A 20791-nucleotide genomic window follows, 5' to 3' on the forward strand; every position below is an offset into this window, starting at 1 on the left:
AGCAAAGTGTAGGGAAGAAGTACCGAGAAAATTCGAGGACTTGTTTTCTCTACAACACTCTCTTACTAGGTCGATCCTACTTAGGAGTCAGAAAAGAAAACTTCTCCTATAGTCATCACCAAGCTAACAAAAACTTTGCTCAAAATTGAGCCACTCACTTGAAAATAGAGCAGTTCCTGTTGAAATACATAGTTATTTGATTGATAAAAGTATACTTCTTTTTCAAAATTATTTGAATAGGAGTAATATGTTTTTTCAGTGAAATTGCTTATTCATTATGATTTTTTTGTAAAATACCAAATAAGATTTTTGTATAAAAAGAACTAGTGAATATAGTAAAAATAGCATTCGAGTTACACTAGCTCCCTTGTTAAGATTTGTCAGCAGTGTTGAGAGTCTTAATGTTTGTTCTCCAACAAGTGCCAATTTCGTGCTTAAAGAGATAGACACAATAGGGGACAAAATATGACTAAGACAGCCCTAATTACCGGAATTACTGGTCAAGATGGCTACTATCTCAGCCATTTGCTCCTCAATCGAGGTTATCGAGTTGTCGGATTAGTACCCCCAGATCGACAACCTAATTTGACAAAACTGGGAATACTGGCAAATCAGGTAGAAATTTTTACGGTTGACTTGAGGGATAATGCGGCACTGTTGACCGCAGTTGAACAACTGCGTCCTCAAGAGATTTACAATTTGGCGGCTCCCAGTTTTGTACCCGACTCCTGGAACGACCCATTAGGAACTTTAGATTTAATAACTGGTACAGCTACTAGGCTCTTGGAAGCAGTACGAAAAGTTGGTTTGTCTACCAGATTTTATCAAGCTAGTAGTTCAGAAATGTTTGGCGATGTATTCCTCTCGCCTCAAGATGAAGAAACCGCTTTTCGTCCCAAAAATCCTTATGCTGCGGCTAAAATGCACGCTCACTGGACGATGGTGCATCATAGACAGCGCTATGGACTATTTGCCTGTAGCGGAATTTTATATAATCACGAGTCTCCTCTACGCGCACCTGGGTTTGTCACACGCAAAGTTTCTTTGGCAGCTGCATCAATTAAATTGGGTTTAACTGACACCTTAGAAATGGGTAATCTGGATGCCAAACGTGATTGGGGCTTTGCAGGTGATTATGTAGAGGCAATGTGGCTAATGTTACAAGTTGATGAACCAGAAGAATATGTGATTGGCACTGGTAAACTACACAGTGTGAGAGATTTAGTTGCCACAGCCTTTGAGTCTGTCGGCTTAGATTGGAAGCAGTATGTAGTTTTAAATACTAGCTTGTTGCGACAAGATGAGCATTTTCAACTAGTAGCTAACCCCAGCAAAGCTAAAAGAAACCTCGGCTGGGAACCCCAAGTAAGCTTTGAGGAACTTTTAGAAAAAATGGTAAAAACAGATTTAGAGCGGTTACAAAGCGGTGCCATCGCGCCCTTACCGCAAGTGTAAATAATCTAAAATGCAAATCACTACAGTGACAAAAAACCTGAATTTAGGTAATAAAGTTAATAAACAAACTAACCATATCTTCGTGTTTTTAGAAATTTTTGCTCATGAAGGTGGTATTCAATCGTATATAAAAGATATTTTCCGCGCCTATTTGGAATTGGGTCAAGACTACAAAGCAGAAGTATTTTTGCTGCGAGATAGTGCTGATAGCTTAAATCCGTTTGAAGACGATAACTTAAAATTTCATTACTTTAAAAATCAGTCTCCCTATTTGGGGAGATTGCAAATGGCAGCAGCTTTACTGAAATGTCTGTTGCAGAGCCGTCCGCAGCAGGTTTTCTGCGGTCACATTAACTTAGCAGTTTTAATTCAAACACTTTGCCAGCCCTTGGGGATTTCTTACACCGTGCTAACTTACGGCAAAGAAGTCTGGGAACCGTTGAAAAATCAAGAACGTCGTGCCCTGATATCAGCAGAGAGAATTTGGACAATTAGTCGCTACAGCCGGGATCGCGCTTGTGCTGCCAATAGTCTAAACCCAAATATGGTACAGATGATGCCTTGTGCAATTGATGCGGATAAATTTACTCCTGGCTCCAAACAACCAGAATTAATCCAGAAGTATGGCTTAACTGGCGCGAAAGTGTTAATGACAGTAGCGCGGTTATGGTCAGGAGATATTTACAAGGGTGTAGATGTCACCATTCGGGCATTACCACAAATCGCTGAAGTTTTCCCAGAAGTGAAATATTTGGTAATTGGTCGCGGCGATGACCAACCGCGATTAGCTAAACTTGCTGCATATTTAGGTGTGAGCGATCGCGTCGTGTTTGCTGGTTTCGTTGCCACAGAAGAATTAATGGAACATTATCGCCTTGCTGACGCCTATATTATGCCTTCGCAAGAAGGCTTTGGCATAGTTTATCTAGAAGCAATGGCTTGTGGAGTGCCGGTGTTATCTGGTGACGATGATGGTTCCGCTGACCCCTTGCAAGATGGTAAACTGGGATGGCGAGTCCCACACCGCAATCCTGATGCTGTAGCAGCAGCTTGTATAGAAATGCTTCAAGGGAATGACCAGCGATGTGATGGAGAATGGCTAAGAGAACAAGCGATCGCTCTGTTTGGCCTAAATGCCTTTCAACAGCACTTACACAAAATGCTGCTATCCTCAGTAATAAAGTCCATTTGAGTCTAAATGACAAATGACAAATGACCAATGACTAAAATCGCTATCCTAGAAGGAGAGCAGGACGAAATTTATTAAAAATGAGCTTTAAGTCATTTCAATTGAATCTTTTAAATCTCCGCCCTTGGCTCACCCTGCTGGCAGTTGTTTGGCTGCTAGCATCAGTGGGTTTGGGTTGGTTAGTTAATTCATTGCTAATTATTTTCGGGTTACTGTTGTTGGCACCTATTGTGGCTTTTTTTGGCTTTCGTTGGTGGCTGCAACGCAACTTGGTTGCCGATCAATGTCCCGTCTGTGGATATGAATTTACAGGTTTAAATAACACTCAGTTGCAATGTCCTAACTGTAAGGAATTACTGTTAGTGCAAAATAGTCGTTTTCAGCGCTTTACACCAGAAGGCACAATTGATGTCACTGCTGTCGAAGTTCCCGCTAAATCACTGGAAGAATAGTCAACCCCTTCCCTACGGGACGCTACGCGAACGGGGAATTCAAAATTCAAAATTCACGCATTCAAAATTCTTATCCCCATAAATAAATTTAGGGGCTTGTATCATGAGTCTATTTTGGTCATTAGTCATTTGTCCTTTGCTAATGACTAATGATTATTTATTTTTTTGTGAGATTGAGAGGTTGTAAGTAAACTGTTGCTGGGATAGTTCGCCCACATACAGCGAGTATTTTCCTGCCTGCCAATAACCAGAAAGTTCTGACTTACCTCCAGAGTAACTATCTGCTAATACACAAAAGCGCCCTCCAGGCCCGTCGATCAGGAGTGTCGGCTTTCCTTGACTCTCTACTGTTAATCGCAAATAAGGTAGTGACTCTGTAACTTGGATCACTTGACTAGGTTCAGTGGTAATATTGCCACAATTACTTTTGACAGCTCCCCCAGACTTTCCCTTCAAAACCAGTGGATCTGGTTGTAAATTTCGACCAATTTGAATTGTTGGTGTCTGTGCCAAATTAGCCTCAGTGAAAGCCAAACTTATCGCCAAAGCTGTGGGAATAATTGCAAGTAGCCTCAGAGTCTTCATTTTAATTAATGCTCCAGATTTTTTTTAGAGCAATATTGTTATACAGTCCGATCTATGTAGACGACAGCAATTCCTCTTGGTTCCAAAAGCTGCCGTATAAAGTAATACTAGTTAGTTCAGGATTATTTGTGAAGATTTGATAGGTGTATGTAGAGAGGTTGCATTGCAACGTCTCTACAATTGATGTCTGAAAGGTCTTGCATCCACAGACATTAGCTAAAATCACAAAGACAACCACCAAAAATAGAATTTGGTTAGTCTATTGTTGAATAAGTATGCTAATGAGTTAGGAAAGATTGATGAATCCTCAACCAGAAGAAGACTTACAGCGTCGTCTCAATCAGCTAGACGCAGAGATTAATTCCCCGCCTGGGGTGGTTTCACAAGAACAAAAACAAACGCCTCAGTCTGTTTTTGCCAGCTTCAACTTGCAACTGGAGCGATTTCAGATTTGGTTCAACAGCTTATCTGGAGCAAAAAAGCTGGTAGTTTCAGGTGTGACGGTGCTAGTAGGCTTGGCGATACTGCAAGCAGTGTTTAAACTAGTTGCATCTGTAATCAGTCTGGCACTTTTGGCAGTGTTAGTGTATGTTGGATACAAAATTTTTGTGTCTGGTAGCTTTCAACGTAAGCAATAAGTTGATATGCATTTACTTTGCACTCTGCCCAAAGTTATGAAAGTCAGGAGCCGAAATAAAAACGGCTTCTGACTTACAGAGGATTTCCAGGAAGTTGAAGTACACAAGCTAAGTGTCAAAACTAGGTATAAAGCCTATTTGATTTCTGTTAGGGCAGCCCATTTAGACTCCAAAATTCTGCTGCATAACTCCTAAATCCTATTTCAATATGCTTTTCTTTTTGCTGACGAGCTTAGTCTATTTTAATTATGCCGATCGCGGCGTAGAAATAATATCAAAGGAAATTATACAATGACCTCACCAATTGTCAGAAGAACTAGTAATCAATCTGGTCAGTCAAAAAAATCGGAAAGAGCCAATTCGTTACTGCTAGGAAGTAGGCGTTTTGCTGCTTGGGCGGCTGAAATCACACTAGTGGTGACTAGTGGGTTGATTCCCTTCGGCATTGGTGTCTATGCCAATTCTAGAAGCGATCTGAACCGAGTGCCGCTTAACCCCGTGCTGGTAGTCACAGAAAGAGCGATCGCCAGACCTTTAGCTCTACCTGTGAGCTATGGCATCCGTAACGTTGCATGGCCGACTAATATTTTGTGGACAATCGCCTTGTTAGCGCCTGTAACTCTCTCTTGGTGGCAATTGTATTTATTAGCTAAGACTGGTAGCACAATTCCTAAACGTTGGTTAAAAGTGCGGGTTGTCAACGAGCAAGGGAAGCCGCCCGGATTGGGGGCAGTTGCGATCAGAGAAGGAGTTGGACGTTGGACTGTACCCATTTCCATTGCCTATCTACTGTGGCGCTACAGCTTTGCTTTTCCCAATTTAGGATTATTCACATTTTTGTCTTTATTAATGATTGTGGGTGAAGGGATTGGCTTACCGTCACGTCAAGGGCGTCGCGCACTCCACGATCGACTCGCAGGTACTTATACAATCGATGCAATCTTAGCTAGCAACAAACAAGCTCAGTCTGCTGACGGTAATGAAGAAGCAGAATGGCAAGAGGGAGAAGAATTAGCGGCAGATCAAACCAGCCAGTCACCTAATTTGTGGCGGCGGATACAGCAAAATCCCAATCTGACTTTGTTCGGGGTAGGCCTGACGAGTATGACTGCTGTGCTGGCAACTTTAATCGGCACTCAAGTTTATATCCAAATTCAACAATCCCAGCGAGCAACCAAGCAAATCAACAGCCAACAATTCCTCGAACTTGTCAAACAATTGACTCCCAACTCTGGGGCGACTAATGAGCAACGCCAAAGTGCAATTCTGGCTATGGGTGGTCTTAATGACCCACAATCCATTAAATTTCTGGCGGATTTATTAGTTAGCGAAACTGACCCCAGCCTTCTGGATACAATTCAACAAGCTTTGACAACTGTCGGGCCCCAAGCCATCCCGGAACTTAAAAATAAGAATCAGTTTTTGGTGAGCGAACTGGAATCTGTAGGTAGCACTGCAACCAAAGAGCGCGAATTACGCCAAGGTCGGTTACAAAGAAACCAACGAACAATCAACAAGATTCTCTCTGTTTATAGCGGTAAAAAAATCGACGGTGTTGACCTTAGTAGAACCCAATTAGGTCAAAGCGGTACTCCAGGAAGTTCCTTCTTCAACTTGGTACTGGACAATCTTGATTTATCAGGAGTTAGGTTTAAATCTGCAAATCTTAACCAAGCCAGCTTTAAGGGTACCCGCTTTCGGAGTGTAGGTGAAGATGGACGCTGGGATACCTACGACGATGTAATGGCTGATTTAAGCCAAGCTCAGTTGCAGCAAGCTAATCTCACTGATGCTAACCTCAGTCGCGTCTTGATGAACCGCATCGATTTGAGTCGTGCCACTCTTAACAGAGCCAACTTATCCAACGCGCGTCTATATGATGCTAAACTCAACAGCACCCAACTAGTAGGAGCCGATCTGCGAAACGCAGTTTTGGAAAAAGCTAGCTTGACTGGGGCTGATTTAGGCGATGCCAAATTGAACGAAGCTAATCTGTATGCAGCGCGTTTAGGTCGCGCCACTGCGATCGGCACGCAATTATCTTTTGCCAACTTAATTAACACTGATTGGCAAGGGGCAGATTTATCAGGAGCTTATTTGGATCGTGCTAACCTCAGCAATGCTAACTTCAGCGCTACTCGTTTAACTGGTGCTGTTTTACGTTCTGCCCAAATGGAAAACGTTAACTTGCAAAATGCTGACCTGAGTCTTGCAGATTTACGAGGGGCAAATGTTGCTGGAGCAGATTTTAAAGGAGCAATTCTCGCTCCTAGCAAACAAGATCCAGCAGATCAATTTGTCCAAACCCCAGATTTAGGCTCAGTATCTGCCGTAGTCCAAGGGGTTGATTTTTCTCAAGCCAAAAATTTAGATGCCAAGCAATTAGCATACATTTGTACTCAAGGAGGGATTCATCCCCGTTGCCCGTAGAATGAGAAAGGGAGCAGGGGGCAGGGAGCAGGGGAGGATGAGGAGACAAGGGGAAAAGGGGACAAGGAGAATAACCTATGCCCAATGCCCCATGCCCCATGCCCAATGACTAATGACAAATTGGTGTGAGGAGTTGGTTATGAAGTATATTCCATCTTTGGTTTCAGTTTTGGGGGCTGGTTTGGTCTTGAGTCTGGCGAGTACGAAACCAGCACAAGCTCAAGTAGCTTATGGCAGTTATATTGGTATTGGCCCCACTGTTGGTTTTACCGATGGTATCCAATTGGGGGGAGTAATCGCGGGGCGCTACAAGCTTTTGGAAGCACCAATTTCACTCCGCGCTCAAGTGTTAATTGGTAATAATACGGCTGTTGTACCAACGGTTTCTTACGATATCCCCCTCAACTGGCAAGCTGATGCCTACCTGGGTGCGGGATTAGTTTTAGCTGGTGGTGGTGATTCTTCTCCTGTAGGCGACAAAATTAGTTTTGCTTTACAACCGGGTATTGATTATATGATCCCAAATAGCAATACTGTCCTTTTTGGCAATGCCATTATTGCTTTTGATGCTTACCGAGATAGCAGTGGTACAGCTATCTCCGTACAAGGTGGCGTTGGTTTAAGATTTTAAGGGACATGCTATCCTGCTATAAGCGTTAAACTTCATTGCAAATTAAGAAGTTAGTCCAAACAACGTGATAGTTTTTGGTCATGAAGAGAGACAGCATAGGATTAACACAGGAGAACACAGTGGCAATGGAATCAAATTTATTAACGGATGCGGGCGCAGATGAAATGAATCAAGATTTCAGTGAATATGTTGCCAACTTGCAACTTCACATGACTCTGCAAGCTCGTAATCTTGTTCCAACGCTGAAGCAAACACTGGTAGATAGTCGCCACCAATTACTCCATCAAACCCAAGCCAACTTTGAAAAGCTAGTTTCTCGGCAAGGGTTATAAAATATATACAAATTTTAATCAAAATTCAAATAAAATAAGGGCAGATGTTGTTGGGTCAATGCCAATGGTGTTCTCACAAGGTCTGCTTTTTCTGCTTTTTAAGTATTAAGTTACTAAAATCACCCTTTTGGCACAATAGTAGAGAGCAGAAACTAGTTAAGATTATTGCAGCAGTTCCTTCCTTTGAAGAGCAGTTAGTTAAGGCTAAATGGCGGCTCGAATAAAAATGACTTCATTACTTCCTAGAAACCTCAGCGTTATTATCCGACCAGTCCAATATCGGGATCTGGACGGAATTGAGCGCATAACTCAAGAGTCATTAGCAGCCTTTACTCCGAAGGGAGCAGGTTTTGCCATCAGCCAGATGCAAAGGCTGCGTCGCTGGTATGGATTACTCAAATTTTTAAGTTGGTTTCCTAACCCGCTACAGTATCGCCTTTGTGCTTTTGTTGCAGAGCAAGGGCGGATACTTTTAGGAATGATTCAAGTGTCACCCTTTAACCGCACACGTAGCACTTGGCGAATCGATCGAGTGTTGCTAGAGCGTGGTGTTGATAAACAAGGAATTGGTTCGCCACTTTTGCGTCATTGCTTTGAATCGATTCTGGAAGCTCGGACTTGGTTACTGGAAGTTAATATCAATGACATAGAGGCGCTGGCATTATATCGACAAAATGGATTCCAGCGTCTAGCAGAAATGACATACTGGGAAATTGGGCCAGAATTACTGGCTGAATTGGCACAAGCAGAGCCAGACTTGCCCAACCTCTTGCCTATAAGTAATGCTGATGCCCAGTTGCTATATCAATTAGATACGGCATCGATGCCACCTTTGGTACGTCAGGTTTTTGACCGCAATACCCGCGACTTTAAAACCAGTTTGTTTGGCGCTTTAACTGATGCAGTGAAGCAATGGCTGACCAAAACAGAAGTAGTCAGTGGTTACGTATTTGAACCGCAACGCAAAGCTGCGATCGGCTATTTTCAGGTGCAACTCGATCGCAAGGGTGAAGTTCCCCATGCCGCAACGCTGACAGTTCATCCTGCTTACACCTGGCTTTATCCAGAATTACTATCTCAACTGGCTCGTATTGCCCAAGATTTTCCCCAGCAAGGGTTACAACTAGCCTCCTCAGACTATCAGGCAGAGCGAGAAGAATATTTGGAGCGAATTGGAGCAAAACGCATAGAACATACATTAGTGATGTCTCGCTCTGTGTGGCACAAGCTACGAGAGTCGAAATTCGTCTCCTTAGAAGGAATCCAATGGACTGATATGCTGCAAGGTTTACAACCAACTCGTAAACCTATACCAGGTGGAATGTCATGGATACAACCAGGGAAGCTGCCATCCTCAGATAAACCACTGCCAATCAAGCCAGAACCGATTAACTTTCCGGTAAAAAACCCTGGCATAGAAACATCGCCGATTACTGAATCAGCAGATGGACAGCAGGAGAATTAGTGTGATATCCCAAGAGCAACCAAAACCCTTTATTTCCGCCTTGGGACTAGATTTTGGTCGCAAGCGGATTGGTGTGGCTGGATGCGATCGCACGGGTTTAATTGCCACGGGTATCACTACAATTGAGCGCACATCTTTTGAGCAGGATGTCGAGCAAATCCGACAAATCGTTAATGAACGTGAGGTGCAAATTCTAGTTATGGGCTTACCTTATTCAATGGATGGCTCACTAGGATTTCAGGCTCGTCAAGTTCAGAAATTTACTAAAAGACTTGCTAAAGCACTAAACTTGCCTGTGGAATATATGGATGAGCGATTAACTTCATTTCAAGCAGAGCAACTGCTGATAGCTGAAAACCGCTCTCCATCACGCCATAAAGGTTTGATTGACCGCAAAGCAGCCGCTTTAATTTTGCAACAATGGCTGGATGTTAAACGTGCTAACTCTCTTAGCTCAGTTGCGGCTATTGAATATTGATACCTTTTAACATGATATTCTGAAAACGATTAGCCAGCAGTTGTATCTACGTATAAAGCTATTTGTTTGACATGATATGTCATTTACTATAGTTAAACGATTTTCAAACTTGCTGGTATTTATTAAATTTCTACATTTCGGCTATGTTTTCCTCTCCATTTCCTGAAGAAAATGATAACGCTCATGCGGGTTCCATCACTTTAACCGATGACAAAGGGCGATCGCTCGACTGTTATATAGAGCATTCCCTAGAGGTAGATGGACAAGAATACGTTTTGCTTCTTCCTGTAGACTCACCTGTAGAAATTTTTTCTTGGGAAGGTGATGGTGAGGAAGAAGAAGCGGTTCTGGTAGAAGATGACACCATCATTGAGCAAATTTTTGCTAATGCCCAAGCTGTACTATCTGAGCAGAACTTGGTACTGAAGAACACAGCCTATGCTCTGACAGTAGCAGGTGATTTACCACCAGTTGAAGAATCAGAACTCTTCACCTTAGAAATCGAAGACGAAGAGGCAGATTTAGAGCCTGAGCAATTACAGCTACTTGCTAGCTTTTATGAGGAAGATCAGGAGTATGCAATTTATACACCCCTGGATCCCCTGTTGTTTTTTGCACGGATAACAAAAACAGGTGAGCCGGAATTACTTTCTCCAGAGGAGTTTCGGAAAGTACAACCTCTGTTAGAAGAACATCTTTTTAATGAAGTGGAATAAGATGAAAAATTCAAAATGAAAATATTGCATTTTGAATTTTTCATTGAGAATTTTCATTGTAATTAAAATCTACCTAAACCTTTTACCATGTCCCATAAAATGTGGAAGCTATGAAACATTGACACTAAATTGGGACAATTAGTATTGTTTAAAATTATGAAACAAGCATTTTGGTCGTGATTTTCAATTCCATTATCTAAATCTAAAATTGGTATGAGGTGCTGAAAATGACTTATAGCGATTTTACATTAAGTAAATTTAAAAAGTCATTCAGCATCCGCATTGATGAAGAAACTGATTTATGTGCTGACATACAACCTTTACAGGCAAGTCAGAAACTCAAAAATTCTTTAGAAGAAACTACAGAACTGGCTTTAGCAATTAATACTGACAAAGCTCGTTCAGAAATGATTATCACTCCGATATTGTTGGAGATAAGACGCAGAGCGAGTTATCCAATTAGCTTATTTTCGGGAACAGATTTTAATGTCGATGCAGAAAAAGGTCTAAATGGATACTGTGACTTTATCATCAGTCGTTCTAAAGAGCAGCTAACAATTAATGTGCCAGTGGTGGTTATTATTGAAGCCAAAAATGAAAATATTAAAGGTGGATTAGGTCAATGTGCAGCCGCAATGTTGGCAGCCCAATTGTTTAATCAACAAGAAGGAAATGAAATCAGAAAAATTTATGGTGCGGTAACAACAGGCGATATTTGGAAATTTTTAAAGTTAGAAGAAAACAATATATTTATTGATTTGAGTAATTATTACATCAAAGAAATAGATCAGATTTTAGGGATTTTATTTCAAAATGTTCAGGGAGAGATTCCAGGATGGAGTTCGACTAACTAAACTATATTGGGTTATGCTCATTTGTCTTAGCTATCTACATTTGACTGTTGACTATGTTCTGGAACAATCTTTTACAGCCTGATTTGATTTTAGAGGGTTCAGTGTTAAACCTAACACCAGATATTATCCAAAAATACGGGCTTAAAGGGCTGGTATTGGATGTAGATGAAACTTTAGTACCCTTTACAGTCGGGATAGCTTCCCCAGAACTACGAGAGTGGGTAGAGCAAATCCGTACCTGTACTGCACTGTGCTTGGTGAGTAATAACCTCAGTGAAGCACGAATTGGTGGAATTGCGCGATCACTCAATTTACCTTACTACTTAGGTGCAGCCAAGCCTTCCCGACGCAAAATTCGAGCCGCACTGAGGGGAATGGATCTACCAGTGCATCAAGTGGGGATGGTAGGCGATCGCTTATTTACCGATGTTTTAGCAGGTAATCGTTTGGGAATGTTTACCATTTTAGTGGAACCGATTGTTCATGCCGATGCGGCTTTGCGCTCTCATCCCGTCCGCAACTTTGAAGTTTGGATATCTGAAATTCTGGGAGCCTCTATTACACCCAAGAAAAAGAAGATTCACAAAAGTTGAAAAATCGTCAGGAAAGTAAATCTAAAGAAATAATTAAGGAATCTTACTGGAAGCAAAAAATCGGGGATCATAAGTATTAATAACATGGGGTCAGCCAAAAAAGACCCTAACTCATACTAAGTAAATATACTTCCGTAAAGCGTCAACCTTCACTATAGAGGGATTGGCGCTTTACAATTGTTTTAGTCATTTGTCCTTTGTCATTTGTCCTACCCTGCGGGAAGCCGCAGAAGCGTCTATGTCATTCGTCAGTTACTAATGACCAATGACTAATGACCAATGACTAATAACCAATGATTAATGACTAATGACTAATGGCTAAAACAATTGTTGTCAAAATCGGTACTTCCAGCCTAACTCAACCAGAAACGGGACAATTAGCACTTTCTACCATCGCTACTTTGGCGGAAACACTCTGCCATTTAAGACGCCAAGGACATCGGGTGATTTTGGTTTCTTCTGGCGCTGTCGGCGTGGGTTGTGCGCGATTGGGTTTAACTGAACGTCCGAAAGCGATCGCACTCAAACAGGCTGTAGCAGCAGTTGGACAAGGCAGGTTAATTCGGATATATGATGATTTATTTACTACCTTGCAACAGGCGATCGCTCAAGTATTACTGACTCGCAGTGACTTGGTGCAGCGCAGCCGCTATCTCAACGCCTACAATACTTTTCAGGAACTATTAGGACTGGGAGTTATCCCTGTAGTCAATGAAAATGATACCGTAGTCATAGACGAACTAAAATTTGGTGATAATGACACCCTTTCGGCATTAGTTGCCAGCTTAGTAGAAGCAGATTGGCTATTTTTGCTCACTGATGTCGATCGGCTATACTCAGCCGATCCCCGTTCCGTGCCAGATGCGCGGCCGATCGCTTTAGTGAGTAGCATTAAGGAATTAACTCAATTACAAATACAAACAGGTTCCCAAGGTTCTCAGTGGGGTACTGGCGGTATGGTGACAAAAATTTCGGCTGCAAGAATTGCGATCGCAGCAGGAGTGCGTACCGTAATTACCCAAGGGCGATTTCCCCGGAATATCGAAAAAATTATCCAAGGCGAATTGATTGGGACGCATTTTGAACCGCAACCCGAACCAACTTCCGCGCGTAAACGTTGGATAGCTTACGGACTTGTACCTGCGGGGAAATTGTATTTAGATGAAGGTGCGATCGCGGCAATTTCTCTAGCAGGAAGATCCTTATTAGCAGCTGGAATTAAGGCGGTAGAAGGAGAATTTGACACACAAGATGCTGTGCAATTATGTGACACCAATGGTAACGAAATTGCCAGAGGACTTGTGAATTACAACAGCAATGAATTGCAAAAGATTTGTGGGCGTCATTCACGAGAAATTTCTACAATTCTAGGATATGCCGGTGCAGAAACCGTGATTCATCGGGATAATTTGGTTTTGACTTAAAATGGAAATAAGATAAATTTTGTGACTACTAACTGAGAGAGTAAAAATATTATGACTCAAACGTTAGAAAATGCTGTTAACTTACCCGAAGAACAACGCTTTTTTCGACATGGGTTAAGTTGGGAACAGTTTAAAGCAATTCAAGCTAGCTTTGAAAATGTACCAGGGGTGCGCTTATTTTATTGTGATGGAGTCTTAGAAATAGTGACTATTGGTAAGCCTTATGAGGCGATTAAGTGTTTAATTGCTGCACTGTTGATTACTTATTTTGAAGTAAAAGGCATTGAATTTTTTCCCAGTGATAGTTTTAGTCAGATTATTCCCAAGATAGTTGAATATCAAGCAGATTTATCTTATTGCTTTGGAACGGACAAATCTGTACCAGACTTGTGCATTGAAGTAGTGATTACTAGCGGTAGTCCCATAAAGTTACAGAAATACAAATTAATGGGAGTTCCAGAAGTTTGGTTTTGGGAAGATGGCAAAATTGAAGTTTACTGCTTACGAGAGCAAGAATATGGGAAAGTTGTTACAAGTGAGCTATTACCAGAATTAGATTTATCTCTACTCAATCGTTATCTTTTATTATCCTCTCCCTTGGAAGCGATTAGAGAGTTTCGCCAGGGTATTTAACAAATCTAGATTGAGATTTTTCACTTTGCTTGGCTACGTTCAGAATAACATCTATCTATACCGCTACGAATTAATGCAAAGCTATACTAAGTTATGTATGCCGAAGCATTGTCAACTTGGATTGGATGGTTATATGGATGCTTGCTCAACTTGTTTGAGTAACTCCGCCTCAGATAGCACGCTCTCACGGAATCTATTGTCTGTCAACGCTTTTTCAATTCCAGGGAACACTCCCCAACGGCTGTCCCAGTGTTTAATCATTGCCCTAACATCGTCTAATGTGTATAAGGGAGACATAAAATTTTCAACTTTCAGTCCTTTAGTTTTTCTGGCCTTTGCCCAAGCTTGACAAAAGGCTCTGTTGAAATCATGGCCATGAATCCCCCTATGAGTTGATCTCAAAGCATTTTCACACCATGCAAAGTGATCGGGTTTATCTACTAAAAGCTCTGCAAAGCCTTCAAGTACTTTTATACAAAGGCGTTTTTCCACTCCTGCCAGAAGTCCAAGAAAAGATAATTCAGATGTGTTGTATTCAACGCAACTAGAATAAAGTTGTTCAATGATTTCTTGAATAATTACTCGTTCAGTCATCAGATTTTGTAAAAACTGTAGCTGTATTAAATATCTTACAGCAGGTGTCAGACTAACATAGAAGCGATCGCCACTCCGCCCCATAAAGGCGCATCATCCCCTAGAACCGCCGACACAATTTCAAAATCAACTTCTGGCAAAGCCGTCTCCCGCGCCACCTGACGCACCACCTGCCAAAAATCCTCCCCCGCTTTCGTCACACCGCCTCCCAACACAAAGCGCTGGGGATTCATCAGATTCGCCACATTGCCAATACCCACACCCAACGCCCAAGCAGCCTTGTGTAAAACTTCCTTCGCCAAATCATCACCAGCCGCCGCCGCCTCACTTACCAACTGTCCCGTCAACAACGTTAAATTATCCCCCACCAAACCCCTCAAAATCTCTCCATCTCTAAGTCCTTTGCGCCTCTGCGGTTCTTTTTCCAAAATTTCCTTAGCATTTTGCGCCATATAAGGCCCCGAAGCTAAACGTTCGACACATCCCCGCTTCCCACACAAACAAACTGGCCCAGCTGGATCGACAACGATATGTCCAATTTCGCCAGCCATCCCACTAGCACCCCGCCAAGGCTGGCCGTTAAGTATCCAACCGCCACCCACGCCAGTGCTGACAGTAATGTAAAATAGGCTATCGTATCCCTGTCCCGCACCAAAACGGTGTTCGCCCAAAGCAGCAACGTTAGCATCATTATCTACACCAACAGCAACGCCAAACTCCTCCTCCAACAAGGCTTTAAGAGGAATATTTTCCCATCCAGCCACATGATGAGATAGTCGCACCGTCCCAGTGGAAGCATCAACCGGGCCGCCAAAGCTAATACCGATCGCAGCAGGTTTTGTGTCTTGCAGCAGAGAGTAAATGAGCGATCGCATAATTTCCAAGTCAGTGCTAGCATCTGCACCTACTGGCGAGAGACGACGTTCGTAACGCAACCACTTTCTCGAACCGATATTGACTGTTGCTGCTGCCAGCTTAGTTCCGCCAAAATCGAGAGCTAAAATTAATGTCATAGTTTTTTATACCTATAAGTGGTTTCTTTCTCAAGAAAGATGTTTGCAAGCAAAATAAATTCAACACTAAAGAAAATGGCATACTAATTTAGTAAATTATGACTTCCGATCAACCCGATCCACTTATCGATTTCTCTCAGGCCAAAGAACCTCCTAGCTCTCTTGATATTGATAAAGCTCAAGAGGCAGATCCCATTGAACCAGAAGAAGTTAGCGGAGAGAGTAAGCAAAATCCCACTCCTGATGATTTGAATCGCGAAGATGAAGATCCCAGAATCGGGGGTAGTCAAATAATCAGTGGGAATATTTCAGCTGGATAAATAGTTACTTATTTATTTGTGAGTTGAGTACTCCATCAATAAACTGTTGTAATCGTTCATAATGTGAACCTTTCCAATAAATGCGATCGCAGTCTTGGCAACGCTGGAATTGATCGATCTGCGATCGCACTTTTTCTGGCACTTGTTCAATAATGGATTGCTTATCTACAGTTTCTAATAATCCATTGCAACGCAAACACCGTTTAAATGGTGAGATTAATTCAAACAAGTCGAAGCGTTGCAGTACTTCTAGGATTTGTTGTTCAGGGTTAGTGTTTCTAACATAATACCCATACGTTACCAAACTACGCATCAATAGACCTTTATCGCGAGTCAAGAGAATCCGCGCTTGAGTATAAGATATTTGGGCTAATTTCTCGTCCTCGTAGTCATTGCGGTATAAAGTATCAAAACCTAAAAGTCGTAAAGATGTCGCCAGCTTCCCTAAATGAATATCTACAACAAAGCGGATAATACTGGGTGGTTTTGGCAGAACAGAAACGTTTGGTATAATAACATTCCTAGCTGAAATTGGATAAACATTGATAATGTCTCCATCAGAAACTATGTAAGAAAAATTTACATATTCACCATTAACATTTATAGAATCCACCTCTGGATGAGGGACACCCAACGACTCAATCATGTCTTTAATAGAGGCTTTTTCCTCAAACACATGAGAGATTCTCACCTGTTTGTGATGCCGTGGTAAAAAATGATTCAATTCTGCATGAAAGTAGAAATATGCGATCGCCATAGCTAGAGATATTTGAACTAGTAAGTGTGCCTTTACTAGCAACAATTTGTCACAATTGCAAAACTTTATCTATTATATTGAAACTCTCAATGCCTTTTGTAGTGGGCTATCCTTATTATGAAATACCTGTTCACCTTGATTTAAGCAATGTCCTAGAGGCAACAAACTATAAAGAAATCATAAAGATTCTTAAAAACTTGCATTTCTTATTGACTTCAGTTACAGTCAAAGCAGATGCCTATCATCAAACCCTGACACTATCTTCGGGAAGTTAGATTAGGTAAAACGCTAAATACCAAATTTGTTAATGTTAATGTCAGTGACACTGCTAATAATTAGTCACTACTTTTAATTATTAACTTATCGCAGATGGAGTATGGGGAAGTAAAGCATTTACCCCTAATTTGACTTTTTTTATTTTCTCGACCTATTGAGAATTATTTGCAATATGGAGAATTCGAGAGATAAATTGAAAGCAGATAATGTGGAAGAACTCTTAAAACAGTATTGCCTTATCAAAGCGATCGCTGTTTATTAAATGTTTCCGCATCTCCCTTTAGGAATATATTTTCCAGATGAGCGGTATAGAATTATATCTTTATATGTAAAAACAGGATATGTAATTAGCTATGTAGATAATTTCAGCAAAACTTTAAACAACTAGGTTGCTGCTAGGAACATTTTTGATTGTAGTATCAGCTACATCAATATTGTAAGCAAGTTAATCGTCGGTAACTCTCCTAGTCGCTTTGCGTCTATGTACCAGGTTTAATATATTTGATTTTGCCAAAGAGACCAAATTCAGAAAAACTGAGTTTCCGGTAATGAAAATTTATTAAATACCAAATAACAATAAAACTAGATACAAAATTAACGCCACTCATACGGAAAAATATCTCTTGACACTATTTATCTTTATTGTGGAGAATTTATTAACCAGGAAGACCTCAATCGATAATGATGTTATAAAGTGGCTACCTAGTTTTAACTGGGAAATGAATATTGTTCTTTTTTATCTCCTTGAATCAAGGATATTGTAGCTAAGAACACAATTGTATTTTGTAATACCTTTTGTCCATAAAATATGCTAATGAGTACAGCGAGATGAATACTTTTTTTTGTTCTGATGATTCGCGGCAAGTAGGAGAAGATGTTATTGGTAGTGCCACCAATTATCAAACTTATATTTTAGTTGAGTGTCCTTTACCTTGGACATCAGAAGCCTTGAACTCCAAGTGGGTGCCTCAGAATTTGAGGATTTTGGTAGAAGAAGTGAAGCGTGCAAAACTGCCGATTAGATTTCTCTTAATTGCTAATGATTTATCACACAAAGTAAATCACACTACGCTTTTGATTTATCAAAAACAAGAGGGGCTAAGTAATGGATACCATAAGCAGGAGTTTCAGCTAGCAAATATTGAGCAAGTAGCAGGAGTTGTCCAAAAATGGATATGGGGTATCGATTCTAATTTGGAAGTAGAAACTAGTAAAACTAGAGATATTTTAGTTTGTACCCACGGCAGCCATGATAAGTGTTGTGCAAGATATGGCGCTCCTTTTTATTTCCAAATAACAGCTAGTAATGCTGATTTGTGCTTAGAAAATGTCCGAATTTGGAAATCATCGCACTTTGGTGGACATCGGTTTGCACCAACAGTTATAGACTTGCCAGAAGGAAGATACTATGGTCGTCTCGATCGAGATTCATTTAGATCGATTTTGACTCGTACTGGTGATATTCAATGCTTACATCAAGTCTATCGAGGCTGGGGAATTCTGCCTGCTGCACTTCAAGTTTTGGAAAGAGAGCTAATTCTCTATAAAGGATGGGATTGGTTTAATTACAAAGTTGCAGGCAAAATTCTAGAGCAAAGTTTAGATAATAATACTATTTTAGCTGAAATTAGTTTTGAACAACCTTGTGGTTCTCTCTATACTTACCAGGCTAAACTTGTGAAAGATGAAACGAAGACTCAACAACTGAAAAGTTCATGCAATGCAACACGAGAGTTAGTAGTTACTAAATATGCTGTCGGTAGTTTTTGGATCACTTCTAGTAAGGTAATGAGTTATAGTACACAGAAGTAGAGAGAGAGAGTTTTTAAACGCAGAGGGACGCTAAGGGAAGCGCAGAGGTACGCAAAGTATTACTGTATTTACTATAACGCTGTACAAATTCTTAATAAAATCTCTGTGTTCCTCTGCGCTTCTTTGCGTTTAAATTCTAAATTAAGATGAAGCCATATTTAAGACTTTTCGTAACAGTATTTGGTCTTCTAATTTGGCTTTTAAACGACCATTCTCGATATCTCGAATCCAGCTTTGGCTTTTACCTGTGAGTTTTGCCAATTCTCTTTGGGAGAGATTCAAGTTTTTTCGCGCCTGCAAAATCTGTTCGCCTAGCAAATCGTTTGTAGCTTTGGGTTTCTTTTTGGCTTTAGCAGTTCTTGTTTTCTTTTTTTCCGATTCTGAGATTTGCTGTTCCCATTCTGGCGGGAGTTCAAAAGCCAAAATCCGCGCATTCATTAGCAGATTCCATTTACCACGGGGGCCTGTGTCTGTGAGGCGAGTTTCAGCACCACCGTCATTAGTCCAAAATTCTAATGCTTCATCTGGATCTTCGGGAATATCGATTAATTTCGCCCACAAAGGTTGAATTTCTGGTGGGTAAGTAACTGGATCGAAAAGTGGTTTCATTCCATAGTGATTGAGAATTTCTAAATCGCTTTCAAAGGTTCGCAGCAGACGCTTGCGTTCTTCCCGTTGTCTGGATGCAAGGGCGACTTTTTCTTCACCGTAAGCAATACGCAGCAAGGTAGGAATGGTGATGCGTTGTTCTTTACCCATTTTGGTTTTAAACAGCAACCACAGCATTAGTCGAACTGCGCCTTCATGTTGCTGCCAAATACTCATGACTGTGGTTAGCAGCGTTTTAGGGAGACTGCCGTATTGATAGAATGCAGTTCGCTCTTTACATGCTTGTTTGTTTAAGAAATATTGCGCCCATAAGCCTGCTTTGACTTTAAAAGTTAGCCCAATCAGATATTTGCATCCGAGATTGTCTTCCTGGAAGTGGTGCTGAATATCTACTAAGTGCCATAAGCGGCTTCCGACAAGAGAGAATCCGTTAATTCGGCCTTGTTGTGGCCAGTCAATGGAGATAATCAGGGAGCAAGCTTGCTGAACGATATTTTTCATTAAAGCTAGCTTGGCAGCTTTGCTTAAGTCTTTGCGTTTCTCCATCCCCAAATATTTCTCAATTTGTCGCTCATCGATCGCAAATTCTTGCTCCCAAGGTTGCTCTAAAGCTGTAGCATAAGCTGCAAAAATTAGATGTATGCAAGCGGCTCTGATGTCAAGCCCCTCAATTGCTGCGATATCTGTGGCTTTGTCGTTCACTTTGAAGGGATCTTGGATATGAAAAGCGATCGCACCTCGCCCTTGGTTAACTTGTCGGCTATAACTGATGTACCCTTCTTCATCAATTTCCCAGTGTAGGGATGTGCGCTGCGCTAATACATTACAAGCTTCCCAAATTGCGATCGCTGAAGCAAATGGATTATTCTTGCCGTTAGAAAACAAATCTAAACTGGTAGAATCTCTCGGTTCAACTTTGCATCTTCCTTTTTTCGCCTGCCAAGGAATCGGAGAATTAGTTGGACAAGCTATTACACATTGCGGTTCTGAATAATAGCCCTCACAATTATTACAAAGACCAGGATCGACCCAGTATTCATTGTCTTCTATTCTGATTGCACCCGTAGGACATTGGGGGCGGCAGTTGTCACATCCAACGCAACTGTTGTTAGGAATTGTATAAGGCATTTGGCTCTTTTCCCACTCTAATCGTTGAGATGTCTGGCTCAGGTCTCCCCTGGATGAGTCCTGTTTATTCATGACTCGCTACCACACGATATTTCTAGTGAGAATAATCTTTTCTCACCACATTCAATTCCCACATCCACTTGTTAAATTCATATTCAACTGCAAGCTATTTAAGATTTAAAAAATAGCCTCATAAAACTTCTTATTAACTATACATTTAATGAGCAAAATGATTAATTTGTTCGGATTGAGCTTAGAAAAAATCTTTACATTTATTTAATTTAGTACTTGATGAACATTTTAGTTTTGACGATAAAATATTACACAAAATATTTTTCTTCAATCTTTGAGCCTCCTATACTTGAGCTTCCTCTGATTTGTTAATAATTTTAATATTTAAAGCACGA

At 41.1% G+C, this 20791-nt stretch carries 21 protein-coding genes; 16 read left to right on the forward strand and 5 right to left on the reverse strand.

The genetic code is table 11. From position 1 onward, the window contains the following. The first annotated feature begins 465 nt into the window (after nucleotides 1-465). The 3 genes from RMY32_RS24230 (at nucleotide 466) to RMY32_RS24240 (ending at nucleotide 3096) form a co-directional block, all read left to right on the forward strand. Nucleotides 466-1455, forward strand: coding sequence for a GDP-mannose 4,6-dehydratase (locus RMY32_RS24230; protein ID WP_322714054.1), 990 nt, complete (start codon nucleotides 466-468; stop codon nucleotides 1453-1455). 10 nt (nucleotides 1456-1465) lie between these two features. Beyond that, nucleotides 1466-2647: a glycosyltransferase family 4 protein gene (locus RMY32_RS24235; RefSeq protein ID WP_322714055.1), complete on the forward strand. Its 1182-nt coding sequence runs from the start codon at nucleotides 1466-1468 to the stop codon at nucleotides 2645-2647. A 77-nt stretch (nucleotides 2648-2724) separates the two neighbouring features. Then, a complete protein-coding gene (locus tag RMY32_RS24240; protein ID WP_322714056.1) occupies nucleotides 2725-3096 on the forward strand; it encodes a hypothetical protein in 372 nt (123 codons plus the stop codon). A 153-nt stretch (nucleotides 3097-3249) separates the two neighbouring features. On the opposite strand, the gene RMY32_RS24245 is transcribed toward RMY32_RS24240, so the two are convergent. After that, entirely contained in the window at nucleotides 3250-3681 is a 432-nt protein-coding gene (locus tag RMY32_RS24245) for a hypothetical protein (RefSeq protein ID WP_322714057.1), read from the reverse strand. 299 nt (nucleotides 3682-3980) lie between these two features. Here RMY32_RS24245 and RMY32_RS24250 point away from each other — a divergent pair, with 299 nt between their 5' ends. From RMY32_RS24250 to RMY32_RS24300, 11 genes are all read left to right on the forward strand, one after another. After that, nucleotides 3981-4319 (forward strand): hypothetical protein, encoded by a 339-nt coding sequence (locus RMY32_RS24250; RefSeq protein ID WP_322675433.1) that lies wholly within the window; start codon nucleotides 3981-3983, stop codon nucleotides 4317-4319. 291 nt (nucleotides 4320-4610) lie between these two features. After that, complete coding sequence (locus tag RMY32_RS24255; RefSeq protein WP_322714058.1) at nucleotides 4611-6749, forward strand: pentapeptide repeat-containing protein; 2139 nt, start codon at nucleotides 4611-4613, stop codon at nucleotides 6747-6749. 139 nt (nucleotides 6750-6888) lie between these two features. Continuing rightward, nucleotides 6889-7380 carry a hypothetical protein gene (locus RMY32_RS24260; RefSeq protein WP_322682820.1) on the forward strand — a complete coding sequence of 164 codons (492 nt, stop codon included), beginning with the start codon at nucleotides 6889-6891 and terminating at the stop codon, nucleotides 7378-7380. 125 nt (nucleotides 7381-7505) lie between these two features. Next, nucleotides 7506-7712 carry a hypothetical protein gene (locus RMY32_RS24265; RefSeq protein WP_322690484.1) on the forward strand — a complete coding sequence of 69 codons (207 nt, stop codon included), beginning with the start codon at nucleotides 7506-7508 and terminating at the stop codon, nucleotides 7710-7712. 208 nt (nucleotides 7713-7920) lie between these two features. After that, nucleotides 7921-9177, forward strand: a complete 1257-nt coding sequence (locus RMY32_RS24270) for a GNAT family N-acetyltransferase (RefSeq protein WP_322714059.1) — start codon at nucleotides 7921-7923, stop codon at nucleotides 9175-9177. Next, a complete protein-coding gene (gene ruvX, locus RMY32_RS24275) occupies nucleotides 9158-9655 on the forward strand; it encodes a Holliday junction resolvase RuvX (protein WP_322714060.1) in 498 nt (165 codons plus the stop codon). Before RMY32_RS24270 ends, ruvX begins: the two co-directional genes overlap by 20 nt. A 143-nt stretch (nucleotides 9656-9798) precedes the next feature. Continuing rightward, on the forward strand, nucleotides 9799-10371 hold the full coding sequence (locus RMY32_RS24280; RefSeq protein ID WP_322682818.1) for a DUF3727 domain-containing protein: 573 nt from the start codon (nucleotides 9799-9801) through the stop codon (nucleotides 10369-10371). A gap of 227 nt (nucleotides 10372-10598) precedes the next feature. Continuing rightward, a complete protein-coding gene (locus RMY32_RS24285) occupies nucleotides 10599-11225 on the forward strand; it encodes a hypothetical protein (RefSeq protein WP_322714061.1) in 627 nt (208 codons plus the stop codon). Between the two features lie 53 nt (nucleotides 11226-11278). Then, on the forward strand, nucleotides 11279-11818 hold the full coding sequence (locus RMY32_RS24290; protein ID WP_322700613.1) for a YqeG family HAD IIIA-type phosphatase: 540 nt from the start codon (nucleotides 11279-11281) through the stop codon (nucleotides 11816-11818). A 314-nt stretch (nucleotides 11819-12132) separates the two neighbouring features. Next, nucleotides 12133-13242, forward strand: coding sequence for a glutamate 5-kinase (gene proB, locus RMY32_RS24295; protein WP_322714062.1), 1110 nt, complete (start codon nucleotides 12133-12135; stop codon nucleotides 13240-13242). Nucleotides 13243-13293: 51 nt separating this feature from the next. Continuing rightward, entirely contained in the window at nucleotides 13294-13875 is a 582-nt protein-coding gene (locus RMY32_RS24300; protein WP_322714063.1) for a Uma2 family endonuclease, read from the forward strand. Between the two features lie 129 nt (nucleotides 13876-14004). On the opposite strand, the gene RMY32_RS24305 is transcribed toward RMY32_RS24300, so the two are convergent. Further along, entirely contained in the window at nucleotides 14005-14553 is a 549-nt protein-coding gene (locus RMY32_RS24305; RefSeq protein WP_322714064.1) for a hypothetical protein, read from the reverse strand. After that, complete coding sequence (locus tag RMY32_RS24310; protein WP_322714065.1) at nucleotides 14517-15482, reverse strand: ROK family protein; 966 nt, start codon at nucleotides 15480-15482, stop codon at nucleotides 14517-14519. The genes RMY32_RS24305 and RMY32_RS24310 overlap by 37 nt, the downstream gene beginning before the upstream one ends. 98 nt (nucleotides 15483-15580) lie before the next feature. Here RMY32_RS24310 and RMY32_RS24315 point away from each other — a divergent pair, with 98 nt between their 5' ends. Beyond that, the gene (locus tag RMY32_RS24315) at nucleotides 15581-15802 is read left to right on the forward strand and encodes a hypothetical protein (protein ID WP_322714066.1); all 222 of its coding nucleotides are present in this window, start codon (nucleotides 15581-15583) and stop codon (nucleotides 15800-15802) included. A 4-nt stretch (nucleotides 15803-15806) separates the two neighbouring features. On the opposite strand, the gene RMY32_RS24320 is transcribed toward RMY32_RS24315, so the two are convergent. Then, nucleotides 15807-16559 (reverse strand): Mut7-C RNAse domain-containing protein, encoded by a 753-nt coding sequence (locus RMY32_RS24320; RefSeq protein WP_322714189.1) that lies wholly within the window; start codon nucleotides 16557-16559, stop codon nucleotides 15807-15809. 1104 nt (nucleotides 16560-17663) lie between these two features. Here RMY32_RS24320 and RMY32_RS24325 point away from each other — a divergent pair. Beyond that, on the forward strand, nucleotides 17664-18647 hold the full coding sequence (locus RMY32_RS24325) for a sucrase ferredoxin (protein ID WP_322714067.1): 984 nt from the start codon (nucleotides 17664-17666) through the stop codon (nucleotides 18645-18647). A 141-nt stretch (nucleotides 18648-18788) separates the two neighbouring features. Here the strand turns inward: RMY32_RS24325 and RMY32_RS24330 are convergent, their stop codons facing one another. Further along, nucleotides 18789-20384 (reverse strand): helix-turn-helix domain-containing protein, encoded by a 1596-nt coding sequence (locus tag RMY32_RS24330; RefSeq protein WP_322714190.1) that lies wholly within the window; start codon nucleotides 20382-20384, stop codon nucleotides 18789-18791. Between the last annotated feature and the right edge of the window lie 407 nt (nucleotides 20385-20791).

This window comes from Nostoc sp. ChiSLP03a (assembly GCF_034531215.2).
GTDB lineage: Bacteria > Cyanobacteriota > Cyanobacteriia > Cyanobacteriales > Nostocaceae > Nostoc.

Bases quoted from the DNA above. Each gene is read 5' to 3' on its own strand.
- RMY32_RS24235 (WP_322714055.1), top strand. From the start codon at position 1,466: ATGCAAATCACTACAGTGACAAAAAACCTGAATTTAGGTAATAAAGTT.
- RMY32_RS24250 (WP_322675433.1), top strand. From the start codon at position 3,981: ATGAATCCTCAACCAGAAGAAGACTTACAGCGTCGTCTCAATCAGCTA.
- RMY32_RS24230 (WP_322714054.1), top strand. From the start codon at position 466: ATGACTAAGACAGCCCTAATTACCGGAATTACTGGTCAAGATGGCTAC.
- RMY32_RS24315 (WP_322714066.1), top strand. From the start codon at position 15,581: ATGACTTCCGATCAACCCGATCCACTTATCGATTTCTCTCAGGCCAAA.
- RMY32_RS24240 (WP_322714056.1), top strand. From the start codon at position 2,725: ATGAGCTTTAAGTCATTTCAATTGAATCTTTTAAATCTCCGCCCTTGG.
- RMY32_RS24320 (WP_322714189.1), bottom strand. From the start codon at position 16,559: ATGGCGATCGCATATTTCTACTTTCATGCAGAATTGAATCATTTTTTA.
- RMY32_RS24270 (WP_322714059.1), top strand. From the start codon at position 7,921: ATGGCGGCTCGAATAAAAATGACTTCATTACTTCCTAGAAACCTCAGC.
- proB (WP_322714062.1), top strand. From the start codon at position 12,133: ATGGCTAAAACAATTGTTGTCAAAATCGGTACTTCCAGCCTAACTCAA.
- RMY32_RS24265 (WP_322690484.1), top strand. From the start codon at position 7,506: ATGGAATCAAATTTATTAACGGATGCGGGCGCAGATGAAATGAATCAA.
- RMY32_RS24245 (WP_322714057.1), bottom strand. From the start codon at position 3,681: ATGAAGACTCTGAGGCTACTTGCAATTATTCCCACAGCTTTGGCGATA.
- RMY32_RS24280 (WP_322682818.1), top strand. From the start codon at position 9,799: ATGTTTTCCTCTCCATTTCCTGAAGAAAATGATAACGCTCATGCGGGT.
- RMY32_RS24255 (WP_322714058.1), top strand. From the start codon at position 4,611: ATGACCTCACCAATTGTCAGAAGAACTAGTAATCAATCTGGTCAGTCA.
- RMY32_RS24325 (WP_322714067.1), top strand. From the start codon at position 17,664: ATGAATACTTTTTTTTGTTCTGATGATTCGCGGCAAGTAGGAGAAGAT.
- RMY32_RS24285 (WP_322714061.1), top strand. From the start codon at position 10,599: ATGACTTATAGCGATTTTACATTAAGTAAATTTAAAAAGTCATTCAGC.
- RMY32_RS24290 (WP_322700613.1), top strand. From the start codon at position 11,279: ATGTTCTGGAACAATCTTTTACAGCCTGATTTGATTTTAGAGGGTTCA.
- RMY32_RS24330 (WP_322714190.1), bottom strand. From the start codon at position 20,384: ATGCCTTATACAATTCCTAACAACAGTTGCGTTGGATGTGACAACTGC.
- RMY32_RS24305 (WP_322714064.1), bottom strand. From the start codon at position 14,553: ATGGGGCGGAGTGGCGATCGCTTCTATGTTAGTCTGACACCTGCTGTA.
- RMY32_RS24260 (WP_322682820.1), top strand. From the start codon at position 6,889: ATGAAGTATATTCCATCTTTGGTTTCAGTTTTGGGGGCTGGTTTGGTC.
- ruvX (WP_322714060.1), top strand. From the start codon at position 9,158: ATGGACAGCAGGAGAATTAGTGTGATATCCCAAGAGCAACCAAAACCC.
- RMY32_RS24310 (WP_322714065.1), bottom strand. From the start codon at position 15,482: ATGACATTAATTTTAGCTCTCGATTTTGGCGGAACTAAGCTGGCAGCA.
- RMY32_RS24300 (WP_322714063.1), top strand. From the start codon at position 13,294: ATGACTCAAACGTTAGAAAATGCTGTTAACTTACCCGAAGAACAACGC.